Source organism: Bacillus sp. SIMBA_031, from assembly GCF_046535225.1.
In the GTDB taxonomy this organism is placed as follows: domain Bacteria; phylum Bacillota; class Bacilli; order Bacillales; family Bacillaceae; genus Bacillus; species Bacillus velezensis.
This window is the reverse complement of the sequence record NZ_JAWRXC010000008.1, coordinates 107423-123439: the sequence shown is the minus strand read 5'-3', so window position 1 is coordinate 123439 and position 16017 is coordinate 107423. Positions and strand designations below refer to the sequence as shown.

General features: G+C 46.2%; 15 protein-coding genes, 1 rRNA gene and 1 pseudogene. 5 read left to right on the top strand and 12 right to left on the bottom strand.

Going from position 1 to position 16017, the window contains the following annotated elements:
- Both SB724_RS17290 and SB724_RS17285 read right to left on the bottom strand, forming a co-directional pair.
- A 16S ribosomal RNA gene (locus tag SB724_RS17290) occupies positions 1–261 on the bottom strand; the annotation flags it as partial.
- A gap of 229 nt (positions 262–490) precedes the next feature.
- Positions 491–1375 (bottom strand): nucleotidyltransferase-like protein, encoded by an 885-nt coding sequence (locus SB724_RS17285; RefSeq protein ID WP_007408569.1) that lies wholly within the window; start codon positions 1373–1375, stop codon positions 491–493.
- A gap of 202 nt (positions 1376–1577) precedes the next feature.
- Between SB724_RS17285 and SB724_RS17280 the strand changes: the two genes are divergently transcribed.
- Positions 1578–1931 (top strand): YgzB family protein, encoded by a 354-nt coding sequence (locus SB724_RS17280; protein ID WP_007408568.1) that lies wholly within the window; start codon positions 1578–1580, stop codon positions 1929–1931.
- Between the two features lie 34 nt (positions 1932–1965).
- Here the strand turns inward: SB724_RS17280 and perR are convergent, their stop codons facing one another.
- Both perR and bcp read right to left on the bottom strand, forming a co-directional pair.
- Positions 1966–2403 carry a peroxide-responsive transcriptional repressor PerR gene (perR, locus tag SB724_RS17275; RefSeq protein ID WP_003155465.1) on the bottom strand — a complete coding sequence of 146 codons (438 nt, stop codon included), beginning with the start codon at positions 2401–2403 and terminating at the stop codon, positions 1966–1968.
- A gap of 124 nt (positions 2404–2527) precedes the next feature.
- Positions 2528–3001 (bottom strand): thioredoxin-dependent thiol peroxidase, encoded by a 474-nt coding sequence (gene bcp, locus SB724_RS17270; RefSeq protein ID WP_003155466.1) that lies wholly within the window; start codon positions 2999–3001, stop codon positions 2528–2530.
- Positions 3002–3159: 158 nt separating this feature from the next.
- On the opposite strand from bcp, the gene SB724_RS17265 reads away from it, so the two are divergent.
- Both SB724_RS17265 and SB724_RS17260 read left to right on the top strand, forming a co-directional pair.
- A complete protein-coding gene (locus SB724_RS17265) occupies positions 3160–4449 on the top strand; it encodes a glutamate-1-semialdehyde 2,1-aminomutase (protein WP_007408567.1) in 1290 nt (429 codons plus the stop codon).
- Positions 4450–4659: 210 nt separating this feature from the next.
- Positions 4660–5724 carry an aromatic acid exporter family protein gene (locus tag SB724_RS17260; RefSeq protein WP_007610190.1) on the top strand — a complete coding sequence of 355 codons (1065 nt, stop codon included), beginning with the start codon at positions 4660–4662 and terminating at the stop codon, positions 5722–5724.
- A gap of 79 nt (positions 5725–5803) precedes the next feature.
- Here SB724_RS17260 and SB724_RS17255 read toward each other — a convergent pair whose 3' ends face one another.
- The 5 genes and pseudogenes from SB724_RS17255 to fabL all read right to left on the bottom strand — a co-directional run bounded on the left by SB724_RS17255 (position 5804) and on the right by fabL (position 9710).
- The gene (locus SB724_RS17255; protein WP_130571779.1) at positions 5804–7546 is read right to left on the bottom strand and encodes an ABC transporter ATP-binding protein; all 1743 of its coding nucleotides are present in this window, start codon (positions 7544–7546) and stop codon (positions 5804–5806) included.
- 81 nt (positions 7547–7627) lie between these two features.
- A complete protein-coding gene (gene ntdP, locus SB724_RS17250) occupies positions 7628–8158 on the bottom strand; it encodes a nucleoside tri-diphosphate phosphatase (RefSeq protein ID WP_003155475.1) in 531 nt (176 codons plus the stop codon).
- Positions 8159–8293: 135 nt separating this feature from the next.
- Positions 8294–8560 carry a YgaB family protein gene (locus tag SB724_RS17245; protein ID WP_003155476.1) on the bottom strand — a complete coding sequence of 89 codons (267 nt, stop codon included), beginning with the start codon at positions 8558–8560 and terminating at the stop codon, positions 8294–8296.
- A gap of 160 nt (positions 8561–8720) precedes the next feature.
- Positions 8721–8873, bottom strand: a pseudogene (locus tag SB724_RS17240) (gamma-type small acid-soluble spore protein); the annotation flags it as partial.
- A gap of 84 nt (positions 8874–8957) precedes the next feature.
- Positions 8958–9710 carry an enoyl-[acyl-carrier-protein] reductase FabL gene (fabL, locus tag SB724_RS17235; RefSeq protein ID WP_003155478.1) on the bottom strand — a complete coding sequence of 251 codons (753 nt, stop codon included), beginning with the start codon at positions 9708–9710 and terminating at the stop codon, positions 8958–8960.
- A gap of 81 nt (positions 9711–9791) precedes the next feature.
- On the opposite strand from fabL, the gene SB724_RS17230 reads away from it, so the two are divergent.
- On the top strand, positions 9792–10016 hold the full coding sequence (locus tag SB724_RS17230; RefSeq protein WP_007408563.1) for a hypothetical protein: 225 nt from the start codon (positions 9792–9794) through the stop codon (positions 10014–10016).
- Positions 10017–10022: 6 nt separating this feature from the next.
- Here SB724_RS17230 and mutY read toward each other — a convergent pair whose 3' ends face one another.
- Entirely contained in the window at positions 10023–11120 is a 1098-nt protein-coding gene (gene mutY / locus SB724_RS17225; protein WP_410572095.1) for an A/G-specific adenine glycosylase, read from the bottom strand.
- 225 nt (positions 11121–11345) lie between these two features.
- Between mutY and SB724_RS17220 the strand changes: the two genes are divergently transcribed.
- Positions 11346–12329: a metal-dependent hydrolase gene (locus tag SB724_RS17220; RefSeq protein ID WP_003155481.1), complete on the top strand. Its 984-nt coding sequence runs from the start codon at positions 11346–11348 to the stop codon at positions 12327–12329.
- Here SB724_RS17220 and SB724_RS17215 read toward each other — a convergent pair.
- Together SB724_RS17215 and SB724_RS17210 are read right to left on the bottom strand one after the other, a co-directional pair.
- A complete protein-coding gene (locus SB724_RS17215) occupies positions 12326–14911 on the bottom strand; it encodes a YfhO family protein (RefSeq protein WP_410572093.1) in 2586 nt (861 codons plus the stop codon). The two genes, SB724_RS17220 and SB724_RS17215, sit on opposite strands and share 4 nt — an antisense overlap.
- Before the next feature lie 36 nt (positions 14912–14947).
- Positions 14948–15928: a glycosyltransferase family 2 protein gene (locus SB724_RS17210; RefSeq protein ID WP_032872409.1), complete on the bottom strand. Its 981-nt coding sequence runs from the start codon at positions 15926–15928 to the stop codon at positions 14948–14950.
- Positions 15929–16017: the final 89 nt, after the last annotated feature.

Below are 16017 nucleotides of genomic sequence, written 5' to 3'. Positions count from 1 at the left end.
CCAACTAGCTAATGCGCCGCGGGTCCATCTGTAAGTGGTAGCCGAAGCCACCTTTTATGTCTGAACCATGCGGTTCAGACAACCATCCGGTATTAGCCCCGGTTTCCCGGAGTTATCCCAGTCTTACAGGCAGGTTACCCACGTGTTACTCACCCGTCCGCCGCTAACATCAGGGAGCAAGCTCCCATCTGTCCGCTCGACTTGCATGTATTAGGCACGCCGCCAGCGTTCGTCCTGAGCCAGGATCAAACTCTCCGATAAAGTAGTTTGACTGACTACGCACATCGCTGTGCGATTTATTTAAAACTTTGAATTAACAGGTACGTTTTGTCTTGTTTAGTTTTCAAAGATCATCTCAACCTCATCTCGAGGCGACTTTTTTAGTATAACATTTCAGCGATTTGCTGTCAAATGTTTTTTTGTTTTTATTTCTCCGCCGCTGTGAGCTTTTTGGTGAAGCGCATCAGCGACGTTTAATACTATACCATGCCTATGATTCAGCGTCAACACTTTTTTTGAAAGAATATCCTCGATGATAAACTTCCTGCCCTTTGGTCTCTATTTGAGATACTTCAACAAAGCCTTTTTCCGTCAGGTAATCAAGCATGACACCGAGATCTTGGGTGAAATGCACCAGTTCAGGGTGCTGAAGCAATTCTCCAAACTGCCACATTTCTTTTTCTTTCATCACTTGAAAAAGGTGCGCAGAACCGATTTCAGCTTTTGAATGGATGAGAAAATCATTTGCTAAGAATAATAATTCGAGCCTTTTCTCCAAGCTTTCGTGACTCTCGACAAGTTCGGAATATAGCTTATATACCTGCGGCTCAATGTGACGGACCTGGTTCCAGACTGTCGTTTCGGGATAAAACCCCCGGTCAATCACTTCTATGCGGGCCAAGTGGTGAAGAGCGTGCACTACCGCATAATATGCATCCAGAAAATGATCAGCTTCAAAAAACGCTTTTCCTTCTACAAATCTTCTGATCAGCTTGCCGTATTCCATTCCGATCTTTAATTTCCGCTCGGCGAAAGGAAAAGTGCTGAGCCGGTCATTGAGTTCAGATATATATTCATTGCGGTCAAACAGCACTTTGCCGTTGATGATCCAATCTATGACTCTTCTATTGGTCCCAAGCAGAATCCATTCCTGAAGCAGAGCATCCGTTACAATATGTAAAGAAGCGGTTTTTTGTTCGAATTCATAATGCTTTATAAAAAGAGGTTCATCAGCCTGTTTGACAATGACAAGCATGACCGCATCAAAGTTATCCGTGATGGATGATGCTTTACTCCTTCTCTCAATCATAAGGACGGCCAGCGTATCGGGATGACTTGCTCTTTCTTGGTAAATTGGACGGAGAAGATTGTCCATTACGATTCCTCCAATGCGATTGTTTCACTAGCTATTGTTTCTACATTTCTATGATAAAACATGAAAGTCCTTTTTTCTAAACACATTGCACTATTATAACAAATTTCCTTTCAGGTGCCATATTTATTCTTCCCTTTTCTTACGAAAACATGAAGAATATGCCATCTGTTTTGTGCTATAGTTAAACGAGAGGGGGATGGCCATGGCGAAATACTCAAGCAAAATTAATAAGATCAGAACGTTTGCGTTAAGTTTGGTTTTCGTTGGGTTTATCATTATGTACATCGGGCTGTTCTTTAAGCAGTCTGTTTTGCTTGCCAGCTTGTTTATGATTCTCGGCCTGTTGTCGATCGGGCTCAGCACCGCCGTTTATTTTTGGATCGGCATGCTGTCCACAAAAGCGGTCCGGGTGATGTGCCCCGCTTGCGAGAAAGAAACGAAGATTCTGGGCAGAGTGGATATGTGCATGCATTGTAGAGAGCCGCTCACATTGGATAAAGGATTGGAAGGCAAAGCGTTCGATGAGTCTTATAACAGAAAAAACAGTGTAAAATAAACGAAGCTGACCGTATCAAAGCGGTCAGCTTCGTTTAGTGGTTTTCTTTTTTGGAACATTCTTGGCAGACGCCGTAAATCTCCAAACGGTGGTGGCTTACCTTAAACCCCGTGACGTGAGCCGCAAGCTGTTCTACTTCGTCAAGCCCGGGATAATGGAAGTCTACGATTTTTCCGCAGCTTTCACAAATGGCGTGATAATGGTCAGAGGTGACAAAGTCAAATCTGCTGGACGCATCTCCGTACGTCAGTTCCTTTACAAGCCCAGCTTCCCGGAATACACGCAAATTGTTATACACTGTCGCAACACTCATATTAGGGAATTTCCCTTCCAAGGCTTTATATATATCGTCCGCTGTCGGATGTGCCATAGAATCCACGAGATATTCCAGAATGGCATGACGTTGAGGAGTAATCCGGACTCCCGTATCCTTCAACGTGTCTAAGGCTTCTTTTAATTCATGTGCAGCCATCCGTCATGCACCTCTCTTCTAAAAAAGATTCTTACTTTATAATGTTTATAATTAGTGTACATCTTTTTCCGGTCTCCTGTCAAATGTAATCTGAAGAAAACCCCGTGAGTTCAGCATTTGTCCATTAATTAGACGCAATTTGTTCCAATTCTCGAAGCGCCTCGGCAACGTGATCTTTTACTTTTACCTTTCTCCACTCCTTCACAAGACGGCCTTCTTTGTCTAACAAAAAAGTGGATCGCTCGATACCCATATATTCTTTCCCAAAATTCTTCTTCAGCTTCCACACATCAAAAGCTTCCGCCAATTTGTGCTCATCATCAACGAGGAGCTGGAAAGGAAGATCGTGTTTTTGCTTAAATTTTTCATGTTTATCACGGCTGTCAGGGCTTACTCCGATGATAACGGCATCAAGTCCCGCGAAACTTTCGTGCTGATCACGGAAATCACATGCTTCCGTCGTGCATCCGGGTGTCATGTCTTTCGGATAAAAATAGAGAACGACGTACTTCCCTTTAAAATCCGTCAATGCTACTTCTTCCCCGCTGTCATTCACTAATTTCATATCCGGTGCTGTTTGTCCGATTTCAATCGTCATTTCTTATACCTCCGGGTTTTTTATTAAGCGTATCCAATTCACGTTAAGATTACAACCGTTATCCCCCCGCTCTTTTCTGGAAGCATGAACCCGTTGTGCTCGCAATGAAGCATGCTACAATAGAACATGATGTAAGGAGATATTAGGAGGGTCATTTTTTGTATACAAAATCAGTTGAACTTCATAAGGAAGCGTTAGAGCATATCGTCGGAGGCGTGAACAGCCCGTCCAGGTCCTATAAAGCGGTAGGCGGCGGTTCACCCGTTGCGATGGAAAAAGCGAACGGCGCTTATTTCTGGGATGTAGACGGGAATCAGTATATTGATTATTTAGCGGCTTACGGCCCGATTATTACCGGACATGCCCACCCGCATATTACTGAAGCGATTAAAACAGCGGCTGAAAACGGTGTGCTGTACGGGACGCCGACCAAACATGAGGTCACTTTCGCCAAAATGCTGAAGGAGGCCATTCCTTCACTTGATAAAGTACGATTCGTAAACTCAGGCACTGAAGCGGTAATGACAACGATCCGGGTTGCACGCGCTTATACAGGCCGGACAAAAATCATTAAATTCGCAGGCTGCTATCACGGCCATTCTGATCTCGTACTTGTCGCTGCGGGTTCCGGTCCGTCTACGCTCGGCACCCCTGATTCCGCCGGCGTGCCGAAAAGCATCGCCAATGAGGTGATTACCGTTCCTTTCAATGACATTGAAAGCTACAAAGCCGCGCTGGATAAATGGGGTTCGGAAATTGCAGCGGTTCTCGTCGAGCCGATCGTCGGCAACTTCGGCATCGTTGAACCTGAAGAAGGATTTTTAGAACAGGTAAATGAATTGACCCATAAAGCGGGCGCGCTCGTCATTTATGATGAAGTGATCACGGCGTTCCGTTTTATGTACGGAGGCGCGCAGGATCTTCTTCAAGTGAAGCCTGATTTAACGGCGCTCGGTAAAATTATCGGGGGCGGCTTGCCGATCGGCGCTTACGGAGGCAAAAAAGAGATCATGGAGCAGGTTGCTCCGCTCGGCCCGGCATATCAAGCCGGCACGATGGCCGGAAACCCGGCATCTATCCTATCAGGCATCGCCTGCCTGGAAGTGCTGAAGGAAGAAGGCGTTTATGAGCGGCTTGATGAGCTCGGCGCCAGACTTGAGCAAGGCATTCTCGCCCATGCGGAGACACATGGCATTACCATCACCGTCAACCGTTTAAAAGGCGCGCTCACGGTTTACTTCACTGATGAAAAGATCGTCAATTACGAGCAGGCGGAAAATACGGACGGAGAAGCATTCGCCAAGTTCTTCAAACTGATGCTTGAGCGCGGCATCAATCTCGCTCCATCGAAGTATGAAGCTTGGTTTATCACAACCGCACATACTGAAGAGGATATCGACGCCACTTTACAAGCCGTTGAAGATGCGTTCAGACATATGAAAAAATAACTGCTGAAACAAGCGGGAGCCCGGGGCTTCCGCTTGTTCTTTTTGTCCGATTTGTGAGATAATGGTTTTTTCAAAAAAAAGACCTTGAATAATTGGTATGATCCCTGTATATTACTTTATTGTTTAGCAAATCAGCCGACAGGGAAATGTAAGTGTCAGCCGTTCGTTCGGCACATAATTTATTAGAGAAAGGAATGCACGCACAAACCAATGAAACTTGGTGCCCGCATTTTTAAAACAGGGATTGCGATTACGCTCGCGCTCTACTTAGCATCATGGATCGGACTTCCGTCGCCGATCTTTGCCGGGATTGCAGCTATATTTGCCATACAGCCCTCTATTTACAGGTCTTTTCTTATTATTATTGATCAGGTTCAGGCAAATATCATCGGCGCTGTCATCGCTACGGCATTCGGACTGATTTTCGGACCGAGTCCGATTATGATCGGATTGACCGCAGTGATTGTCATCACGATCATGTTAAAACTGAAAATTGAACACACCATTTCGATTGCACTCGTGACGGTTATCGCGATTTTAGAAACACCGGGAAACAGCTTCCTGACGTTCGCTCTGATACGAACAAGCACCGTTATTTTAGGCGTGCTGTCTTCTTTTATTGTGAACCTTGTGTTTCTTCCGCCGAAATACGAAACGAAGCTGACTCATCATACGGTTGAATATACCGATGAGATCATGAAATGGATCAGGCTGACGATGCGCCAGTCCACGGAACACTCGATATTGAAAGAGGATATTGAGAAGCTGAAGGAAAAGATGATGAAGCTTGATCATACGTACCTTCTTTATAAAGAGGAGAGAAGCTACTTTAAGAAAACGACGTATGTAAAGTCGCGCAAGCTTGTTTTATTCAGACAGGCGATTATTACGGCGAATCGGGCGCTTGATACGCTGAAAAAGCTGCACCGCTATGAAAACGAGATTTATCATATGCCGGAGGAATTTCAGGAGACGCTGACAGAAGAAATTGATTATCTGCTTCATTGGCACGAAAGGATTCTGATGCGGACGGTCGGCAAGATCAAACCGCATGATGACGATGCTGAAGAAAGCATAAGATATAAACAGCTTTTGACGAAGTCTTTCTTGAAAAATCAGCAGAACTGCGAGGATGAACTGCTTGATTACAATATGCTCAGCATTATGGCTGCGGTTGCGGAATACCGCGAGCAGCTGGAGCATCTCGATACATTAATTACGAGTTTTCAGACATACCACCCGAAAGACAGCGAATTAGAAACAGACGAAGAGTAACCCGGTGCTTCCGTAAAACCGGGTTTTTTTGCATTCAAAAAAGCTTATGCCGCCCATTCGGACGGCACAAGTTTTTGTATCAGTTCAAATTCTGAATCGTAAATAAGTGTCTGTACTGGCCGCCTTGGGCCATTAATTCCTCGTGCGTGCCGGTTTCGACGACGGCGCCGTTTTCCATGACGACAATTTTATCCGCGTGCGTAATCGTGGACAACCTGTGGGCGACGATAAATGTCGTCCGGTTTTTCGCAAGCTTTTCCATCGCTTCCTGAATGTAGTGTTCACTTTCAAGATCAAGAGCCGATGTCGCTTCATCCAAGATTAACAGCGGCGGATTTTTTAAGAATACACGCGCGATGGAAATCCGCTGTTTCTGCCCGCCTGACAATTTGACGCCCCGTTCGCCGACTTTGGTTTCGTAGCCTTCGGGGAAGTTCATAATAAATTCATGGGCATTTGCCGCTTTCGCAGCCGCAACCACCTCATCCAGAGACGCTCCCGGTTTACCGATGGCGATATTTTCACGAATCGTCTCACTGAACAGAAACGTATCCTGAAGCACCATTCCGACTTGATTGCGGAGGCTTCTCGCTTCATACTCGCGAATATCCGTTCCGTCAATCAGCAGGCTGCCGCCGGATACATCATAAAAACGCGGTATGAGGCTGACAAGCGTCGATTTTCCGCCGCCGCTCATCCCGACGAGCGCGACGGTTTCCCCTTTTGTCACCTTTAAGGAAACGTTCTGCAAAATCGTTTCTTTTCCTTCCTCATAACGGAACGAGACATTTCGGAATTCGACTTCGCCCTTAATGTCGTCAGCTTTTAGTGCATTCGGTTTATCAGTCAGTTCATACGGCTCGTCGATAAATTCAAATATGCGATCCATTGAAGCGATCGACTGGGTCAGCGTCGTCGATGAATTGATCAATCTTCTGACCGGATTGTACATTCTGTCAATATAGCCGACGAACGCAACCATCGTCCCTACCGTCAGCGGACCGTTTATGACAAAATAACCCGCAAACGCGATAACAAGCAGCGGCGCCAAATCCGTAATGGTGTTCACGACTGCAAACGTTTTTGCGTTCCAATTCGTATGACGGATCGCTCTGTCCAGAAAATGTCCGTTTTTTTCATCAAAATTGGCTTGTTCATAATCTTCAATGGCGAAACTTCTGATAACGGGCATCCCCTGAACTCTTTCGTGCAAATGTCCTTGAACTTGGGCGAGTGCCTGAGAACGCTCACGTGTCAGTTTTCGGAGGCGGCCGTAAAAATATTTCACTGAAATTCCGTATAACGGAAACAAAATGACAGATATCAATGTCAGCTTAACATCGAGTGTAAACATAATGCAGATGACGATCAGCACCGTCATCATATCAAGCCAGATATTCATCAGTCCCGTTATGACAAAGTCTTTTGTCTGTTCGACATCATTTATCACCCGGGAAATGACTTCGCCCGTTCTCGTGTTGGCATAAAACCTCAGGCTCAATTTTTGAATATGATCAAACAATACCCCCCTGATATCGTAGAGCACCCGGCTGCCCGTCCATTGCGCGAAGTATTGCCGATAGTACTCTACCGGGGGACGCAGAATTAAAAACAGCACGAACATGATACCCATTATCGTGAATAGCGATGATGTTTTAGCGCTTGCCGTTCCGCTCCCTTGAATAATGTCATCGACCACGTATTTTAACAGAAGCGGGAGAGCCAGCGGGATGGAGAATTTTATGATGCCGATTAACACTGTGATAAAAATTTGTTTTTTATAAGGTTTTACAAATTGCATATAGCGTCTGATTACGCCCACACTTTATCCCCCTCTCTCTTTAAGGCGTGTGAGCCCATGTGAAAAACCTGTTGACACCCCAACAGGTTTTTTATTGTATCTTTATTTTGTATAGCGCAGATACCGTTCATACCACATATCAACAAATTCCGGAGCAAACGGTCCTTTCCGCTGATGAATCCAGTGCAGCAGCGTATTCAGATACTCCTTCAGAATGCTGTCGATCTCTTTAGGGTAATTCATTGATTTGCGGTGGTCATCGTATTCATCCTCGTCAAGAATGTTATACGTCATATCCGGAAACACCTTGACATCCAAATCGTAATCAATATATTTGATGGCCTCTCCGTCATAAGCGAACGGCGAGCTGATGTTGCAATAATAGTGCACCCCGTCATCTCTCAGCATTCCGATGACGTTAAACCACTGACGGGCATGAAAGTAGCAGATTGCCGGTTCTCTCGTCACCCACGTCCGTCCGTCGGATTCCGTCACCATTGTCCGGTCGTTGGCTCCGATGATACACAATTCCGTACTTTTTAAAATCGTCGTTTCATTCCAAATTCGATGAAGCAGCCCGTTATGCTTATAGCTGTGAATTTGAATGGTTTCTCCTTCCTTGGGATATCCCATATTTCTCCCCTACTTTCTGTAAAGCCCTGCAGTCAATGCAGCCGCAATTGCTTTCCGACAAGTCTTTTCACTATTATAACGTTACGAATTAAAAAATGAAAATAAAAGAACCACTCCGCTTCCGGAATGGCACATTCATTTCTGCACATAGGAAGACGGCTTTTCCGTGCTGCGATAAGACTGGATGACTTGCTCTGTCTGCCTTTGGAATAACTCCTGTATGCCGGCCAGGTCTTTTCGCTTTGTCGCAATTTCGTCCTGTACATTGTCCAGCTTTGCATCTCTTTCCAGACTGATGAGTTCGGCTTCCACCTGCCGGCAGCGGTCAAGTTCTGACTGCAGCTCGAGAAGCTGATCCATGATTTTCATCTGTTCACTTACAAGCTTTTCAAACTCTGACATCGGGTTCCTCCTTAGGCTTTTAGGTTGATACTCCTTACCATTTCGATTTTACGCCGGAAAACCCTTTGACTCATTCTGTAGAGGAATCACAAGTTTTGTCGTTTCGGCAACAGAAAAAAGCACTTCCATCCGAAGATGAAGTGCTTTTTCGTTTCAGTGATTAGCTGTTTTGCTGTTTGTTTTGTTCAGCAGATTGGTTTTGCTTTCTAACCTGCTGCGCATCAGTTTCACTGCCGAATTCAGTGCCGTATTGACCCTGACCGGAAGCTGATTGCTGGTTTTGTCTTTTCACCTGCTGAACGTCTGTTTTGCTGTATTTTGAGTTTGCCATTGTTATCACCTCCACGCACTTTAGAATGCGCAGGAGATGATAAGGCTATTCATCTTTTTTTAAAACTTATACGAGCAGAGAACGTCCGCCGTCAATAATGATGGTCTGGCCGCGGATCATGTCCGCTTTTGAAGAAACTAAAAACTCCACCGTGTCGATCATATCTTTAATCTCGACCATTCTGCCGGCCGGCGTATTTTGGCGGGCATCTTCCAGCAGTTCATCTCTGTTAGGGAAATGCTTCAGCGCGTCCGTATCAATCGCTCCGCCTGACACGGCGTTTACGATGATATTTTTCGGAGAAAGCTCAACCGCCAGATAACGGGTTAACGATTCTAAAGCGGCTTTTGAGACACCGACCGTCGTATAGTTTTCAAGATAGCGGATGCTGCCGAGCGAGCTGATGCTGACAATGTGGCCGCCTCCGTTTTTCTCCATCATCTTTGCCGCTTCCTGGGCGCAGAAAAGCAATGCTTTCGCATTGATATTCATCGTCCAGTCCCAGTGTGTTTCTTCGAGTTCCATAACCGGTCTCAGCACGCCTGAAGCCGCATTATTGACGAACACGTCCAGTCTGCCGAATGTTTCGTCAATCTGGCGGAACATGTCTTTGATTTTTGCCGGCTGGCCGACATTGGCTTTAATGACGAGCGTTTTCACGCCGAGTTTTTCAATTTCTTCGGCGGTTTCTAATGCCGCTTTTTTACTGCGGGCGTAATTGATGACGATGTTGTATCCTTTTTCCGCGAGTCTGATGGCGGCTGCTTTCCCGACGCCGCGGCTGCTTCCCGTGATCAGTGCGCATTTATTTTGTTCCATTTTTCCTCAGCTCCTTGCTGTGTATAGTTCTTTTCATTCAACAAACAATAAAAGCAATATGTGTTGAAAGGGGTCTTTTATATGTATGTCGGACGTGATATGGGCGAATTGGCCATGATGCCCAAAAAAGATTGGAGAGATTCAGAGCTCGCCTATTTCCATCATGCCTTCCAGCAAATTATGCCGTATTTAAACGAAGAAGGCCAGTCCAAATACCGGGAACTGATTCAGGAAATCGAAGCCCGCGGCGGACTGAAACGGAATGAAGCGGATTACGGCCACGGCACTCGCGTCAGTTATGACTGACGCTTTTTACAGGCGGCCGCTTTCTTCAGCCATTTTCCATATCTTTTGATGGGAAACGGGAAATGCGTATTCCTCGAGCTCCTCTTTTGTGACCCGTATGAATTCCGTTGTATCCGACACTTGTTTTACTTTACCGAAAAAGACCGAAATATTCCAGACGAGATGAGTGAAAACATGTTCTACGATGCCTTCCAGCTCCCCGATTTCAGCGGTTGTTCCCATCTCTTTTTCTAAATAGGCTTCAAGCTGCTCTCTTTCGGTTTTGATTCCTTTCTGGGTTTCGGTATTCGGAAACTCCCACAAGTTGGCGAGCAAGCCTTTTGGGGGCCGTTTATGAATATAGACATCGCCTTGATCGTCTGTCAGCACAACGGCTGCCATTGTTTTTATCCCGGGCTTTTTCTTTTTGCTTTTAACGGGCAGCTCCCGCTCTGTCCCTTCCGCAAATGCCGAGCAGTGCTTTTGTACGGGGCAAAGCAGGCAGGACGGCGATTTCGGGGTGCAGATGATCGCGCCGAGCTCCATTAAACCCTGATTGAATTCAGATGGTTTTTCATGAGAAATGAAAGCGGATACCATCTGTTCGAAAATGGTTCTGGTTTTAGGTTTTGCGATATCGTCCCATATGGAAAGAATTCTCGACATGACACGCATCACATTGCCGTCTACGGCGGGAATCGGTTTGTTGTATGCGATGCTGAGCACGGCGCCTTTTGTATAAGGGCCGACGCCTTTCAGTCCGCCAAATTCCTTTTCCTCGGCAGGGACGACTCCCCCGTATCGCTCATGCACTTCTTTTACGGCACTTTGCAGATTTCTTACACGGGAGTAATAACCCAGCCCTTCCCAGGCTTTGAGCACTTTTTCCTCATCGGCTTCAGCGAGCGCTGAAACGGTCGGAAATTGCTCAACAAACCGCCGGAAATAAGGAATGACGGTATCTACGCGCGTCTGCTGCAGCATCACCTCTGACACCCACACCCGATACGGGTCCTGATTTTCTCTCCACGGCAGAATTCTCTGTTCTCTTTCGAACCATGTAATTAAGTCCTCGCGAAATTTGTCTATATCTTTTTGTTTTATTTTTTCTTCAAGTGCGTTCATATCTTCTCCTCAGATGTTTCGGGTTCCGCTTTTCTTGACACCGTATTTTGGTGTAAACTTAGGGCACGTTACGATAATATGTTACATTAAATAGTGATAAAGAAAAAGCGGAAACATATGAGAACGGCGGATAAACGCCATGATTGGGCAAACAGAAAATGGGGAATATCTTATAATGCGAAATATGCGGGCGACTGATTGTTAACGCCTGCTAGGAGGTCAACAATGGATACTGGCACTCACGTTGTCATGGGTATCGCGCTTGGCGGAATCGCAACTCTTGATCCTGCCGTCGGCATGCACACCCCCATGTCTCAGGCAGTTATGATCGCCGCTCTTGCCGGCTCTCAGGCACCTGATATTGATACCATATTGAAGCTGAAAAATAATGCCGTTTATATTCGAAATCATAGAGGGTTTACGCACTCCATTCCCGCCGTTTTATTTTGGTCCGTTCTGATTCCGGGTATTTTGTTTATGTTTTATCCGGAAGCGAACTTTTTACACCTGTGGCTGTGGACGCTTCTCGCTGTCGTGTTGCATGTGTTTGTTGACATTTTTAACGCGTACGGCACACAGGCCATCCGCCCGTTTTCGAGAAAATGGATCGCTCTCGGTTTAATCAATACCTTTGATCCGTTTATTTTCGTCAGCCATTTGGCCGCGATTGCCGTGTGGTATATCGGAGGTCATCCGGGCGTGACATTTCTGATGCTTTATATCATCCTCGCAGGATATTACGCCGTCCGGTTTTTAATGCAGCTGCGGATAAAGCGAAGGCTGCGCGAAATGATTGAAGAGGAGATTGAAACCATCATTATTTCGCCGACGATGAAATTCAGGCAGTGGCGTATCGCCGTAACGACGGCGCATGCCTTTTATGTCGGCAGAAGCCTTGACGGCCATGTCGTGATATTGGATACATTCAACCGCGTGCCCGTTCCGGAAACCGATGTGATGAAGGCCGCGAAACAGGACGAAAATATTGCAGCCTTTCTTTCGTTTTCCCCCGTTTACAGGTGGGAGGTCGATACCTTTAAAGATCATTATGAGGTGCGCTTTATTGATTTGCGCTACCGGAGCAAAGGCCACTATCCTTTTGTCGCCATCGTCCACCTCAGTCATGATTTAGAGCTTCTCTCTTCTTACACGGGCTGGATTTTCAGCGAGGAAAAGTTGCAGAAAAAATTAAAGCTCGGCTCTGTTTAAGAGCCGGGCTTTTTTTGTCTTCTCACATATATAGCCGCAAACACGAGGCTGATCACCGATAGAGCGGCCGCGGGTTTAAAAAACGGCGGGTAATACGTTAATCGAATATCGTTTTTTCCTTTTTGCGCTTTAAATCCGATGAAGGAATAATCCGCTTTTTCAATCTGCTCCTGTCCGCCGTTTATCTTCAGCTCCCAGCCTTTTTCATATGGAATCGGAAGCATGATATACGGCGCGCGGGTTTTGTTTTCATACGAGATATGAAGCGTATTTCCGCGCCAGCTGAGATCGGCCGGCGGTTCTTTTTCCGCTTTTCGGTATGCGTTTTTCAGCGTATCGTACCGTTCTTCGTAAAGCGCCAGTCTGTCAAGCTGATACGATCCTTTCGGCAGACGGATTTGGATGTTTTTTGTTTTCGGCACTCTGACAGTAAGATCGTTGACACCTGTTTTGTAAATGGATTGATTCGATTTTCTCGTTGTCGTGTAATCGTTCACTTTTAATGTAAAGCCCTGGTCCTTCGCTTTATTCTTCAAATAAAAGCTGACGTAATAATCGCCGCCGTCCATCTTAGCGGCTTGCGGCGTAATGACCAGGCCGCCGCCGTCTTCGTTTACCGTCAGGATGCCGTTATGATAATCGCCATGTTCGGCCGCTACCTCTGCATGGCGGACCATATTTTTCGCCTCAGGCGCTTTTTTCGTGTTGGTTGTGCTTGATTCCATGACGATCCCGTCAAGCATTGCCCGTTCCCTGGCAAGGGCGGGCGCTTTTTTCAGGCCGCCCTCGTTATATACGCGATCGGCTGTCCGTACGAACGGAAGCACATATTGATTTTGATAAACCGCATAATGGGATGATTCCATGATTTTTTTGAACCCGTACGGCACGCCGGCCTCGTTTGTTTTTTCCGTCATATAATATTTTCCGTAAAGCAGGCTGTATAAATTAGCCCTGTTTCCTAATGTCGCATAGCGGCTGACGCTTTCTCTGCCCATGTCAATCCGGAGGTCCTTCCAGTAAAAGGACAGCAGATTGCGGTTCAGTATGCTTGAGTATACGCTGAATCCGTTGAACCCGTATATGATCGGGGTGTTATTGAAAACACCGTTCATCCAATCTAAACGGGCAAACGGATCAGGGTCTTTTTCTTTCAGACGCTGAATGAGTTCTGATTGCTCTTTGCCTTTATAGTCAGCACCCGTCATAAATGTATGCGATACCGTATAAATCTTCCCGCCTTCTGATAAAGCAAATTTTTCATATGTATTAGCCGTAAGCACAGCCGTAAGCAAAATGACGGCATAGACGGCGGGCACCGCGCCTTTCAGTCTTGTCTTTGCTGCAAAGAAAGCGGCTATGCTCAGCACCAGAAGAAGGATGATGGGCAGGTTGGCGTGATCAGAAATATCCAGACTGTACCGCCTCACCTGGCTCCAATAGAGCAGAACGACGAGTACGGCGGACATCAGCATACTCTTCATGCTGATGTCTGAAAGCTTAGAAAGCCCGGCTGAAACCGTTCCGGCAATCGTGAAGCACAGGACGTATTCAAACCTGTTCTGCGGAGCTGAAAAACCGTTAAAGGCACTTGCCGCGAGCGGACTGAAGTGAAACAGAATATACAGCAGACTGATTCCCGCAAACAGCCGGAACAAGCGGTTTTGGTATAAAGAAAATGTAAATAGAAAGAGCAAAAAAGCCGCCGGCAGGATGATAATCCGGCTAGAAAATAAAATGTTGTCGGAAAAATCAAGCCATGCAATATGCTCTGAATACGGCGGCCGCAGATTATGAAGGTATCCGTATACGACAGGAATAAAGGAAACTGCGCTTATGCCGAACCCGAGAAGACCCGACAGAATAAATATCCTGCATTGAGTGAGCCTTTTCGCCTCATTGCCTTCAAGGGGGATCACCCACCTGAATAAGAGATAAATGCCGATGAAAATCAGATTAATATACGCAAAATAAAAGTTGTTGATCAATGTCAGCGCACAGGCAAAGATAAACCACGCCGGCTTTTTTTCCCGGATGATTTTTTCCGCGCCCAACACAAGCAACGGCAGCCACACCATACTGTCAGTGAAAAAGTCCCAATATACCTCATGCCGGAAGTAGATAATCGAGACCCCGTACAACACGGCGCCGGCAAAAGCAGGCACCGTCCGTTTGACGAAATAACGGAACACACACGCCGCCGTGAATATGATAAAACTCTGCTTGGCAATGCTGATAAAAACGGAGGCCTGCGCCCAAAACAGCGCATCAGCCTCACCCGTCAGCTGAATAAGCTGCAAAAAGCGGACAGCGGCGGAAATAAACAGGAATAGAAAAGAAGTAGAGAAATAATAGCCGAGCTGACTGTACACTCCCCCGCCCAGTCCGAACGAATAGCTGTAAAACAGCCTGCCGTTCATATATTGATCAAACAGCAGCTTTTTGAAGACCGCCATTTGGGCGATCCCGTCTCCAGACCCCGTCATATAGCGGCCTGCCGACCACTCTTTTAAGAAAAAAATATGAGCGGCTGCCGCAGCCAACACACAGGCTGCCGGCAAGATCCATTTATTTTTTTTCATACAACGTCCCCATACCCTGCGCACAGCGGCGGCTGTTTAATGGTTCCACTTGCGCTTTTTTGTATAATTCGTTTCATTTTGTTCTCCGTATGTTATATTAGCTTCTTTAATTAAATAGTGCGGGCGTTTTTTTGTTTCATAGTAAATCCGGCCGATGTATTCTCCGATGATGCCGAGACTCAAAAGCTGGATGCCCCCTAAAAACAGCACGGCGGAAATAATGGTGAAGTATCCGGGTACGGACACGCCGTGTGTCAGAATCTGAACAAAGGTCGTTACAATATAAACCATCGACAGAAGCAATATCAGAATACCGGTGAAAAAGCATACCCTCAGGGGCTTGTTGTTGAAGGAGACGACACCGTCCATTCCGTAGTTGAACAGATTGCTGAATGACCATTTGGACGTGCCGTTCTTCCTTTCGACATTTTCATAAAATACGATTTTCTGGTCAAACCCGATCCAGCAGAACAGCCCTTTCGAGAAACGGTTCCCTTCACTCAGCTTCAAAAGGGCATCAACGGCCTGCCGGCTCAGCAGGCGGAAATCTCCGACCCCGTCACGCAGGTCCACTTCGACGGCTTTGTTGATAAATTTATAATACAGGGAAGAAAGCACGGAACGCACGGGGCTGTCCCCTTTTCGGTTGCGCTGCGCGATGACTTGGTCATACCCTTCTTCATAGCCTTGAATGAAGTCTTTCAGCAGATGGGTCGGATGCTGCAGATCGGCGTCCATCACGATTACCGCTTCGCCCTGCACGTGTTCAAATCCTGCCAAAATGGCCGCTTCTTTCCCGAAGTTGCGGGAAAAAGATATGTATTTGACGCGATGGTTTCTGGCGGCCAGTTCTTTAATCTGCTGAAGGGTGTCATCCGCGCTTCCGTCATTGATGTAGAAAATTTCATAGTCATAATGAATCGTCTGAAATTCTTTTTTTAAAGATTCATGGATGAGCTTGACATTGTTCCCTTCATTGTAAGACGGAATAATAATTGAGATTAACCTTTGTTTCATGAAGGCACCTTCTTTGTATTATTCTTTTTTTAGGACGGCCTTAAAGGAATTGTCCGCAAAACTTCAGTAAGGCTTTTCCTTTTTTTAAT

Coding starts and splice junctions, on each gene's coding strand:
- SB724_RS17285 (WP_007408569.1), bottom strand. CDS start 1,375: ATGGACAATCTTCTCCGTCCAATTTACCAAGAAAGAGCAAGTCATCCC.
- SB724_RS17280 (WP_007408568.1), top strand. CDS start 1,578: ATGGCGAAATACTCAAGCAAAATTAATAAGATCAGAACGTTTGCGTTA.
- perR (WP_003155465.1), bottom strand. CDS start 2,403: ATGGCTGCACATGAATTAAAAGAAGCCTTAGACACGTTGAAGGATACG.
- bcp (WP_003155466.1), bottom strand. CDS start 3,001: ATGACGATTGAAATCGGACAAACAGCACCGGATATGAAATTAGTGAAT.
- SB724_RS17260 (WP_007610190.1), top strand. CDS start 4,660: ATGAAACTTGGTGCCCGCATTTTTAAAACAGGGATTGCGATTACGCTC.
- ntdP (WP_003155475.1), bottom strand. CDS start 8,158: ATGGGATATCCCAAGGAAGGAGAAACCATTCAAATTCACAGCTATAAG.
- SB724_RS17245 (WP_003155476.1), bottom strand. CDS start 8,560: ATGTCAGAGTTTGAAAAGCTTGTAAGTGAACAGATGAAAATCATGGAT.
- fabL (WP_003155478.1), bottom strand. CDS start 9,710: ATGGAACAAAATAAATGCGCACTGATCACGGGAAGCAGCCGCGGCGTC.
- SB724_RS17230 (WP_007408563.1), top strand. CDS start 9,792: ATGTATGTCGGACGTGATATGGGCGAATTGGCCATGATGCCCAAAAAA.
- mutY (WP_410572095.1), bottom strand. CDS start 11,120: ATGAACGCACTTGAAGAAAAAATAAAACAAAAAGATATAGACAAATTT.
- SB724_RS17220 (WP_003155481.1), top strand. CDS start 11,346: ATGGATACTGGCACTCACGTTGTCATGGGTATCGCGCTTGGCGGAATC.
- SB724_RS17215 (WP_410572093.1), bottom strand. CDS start 14,911: ATGAAAAAAAATAAATGGATCTTGCCGGCAGCCTGTGTGTTGGCTGCG.
- SB724_RS17210 (WP_032872409.1), bottom strand. CDS start 15,928: ATGAAACAAAGGTTAATCTCAATTATTATTCCGTCTTACAATGAAGGG.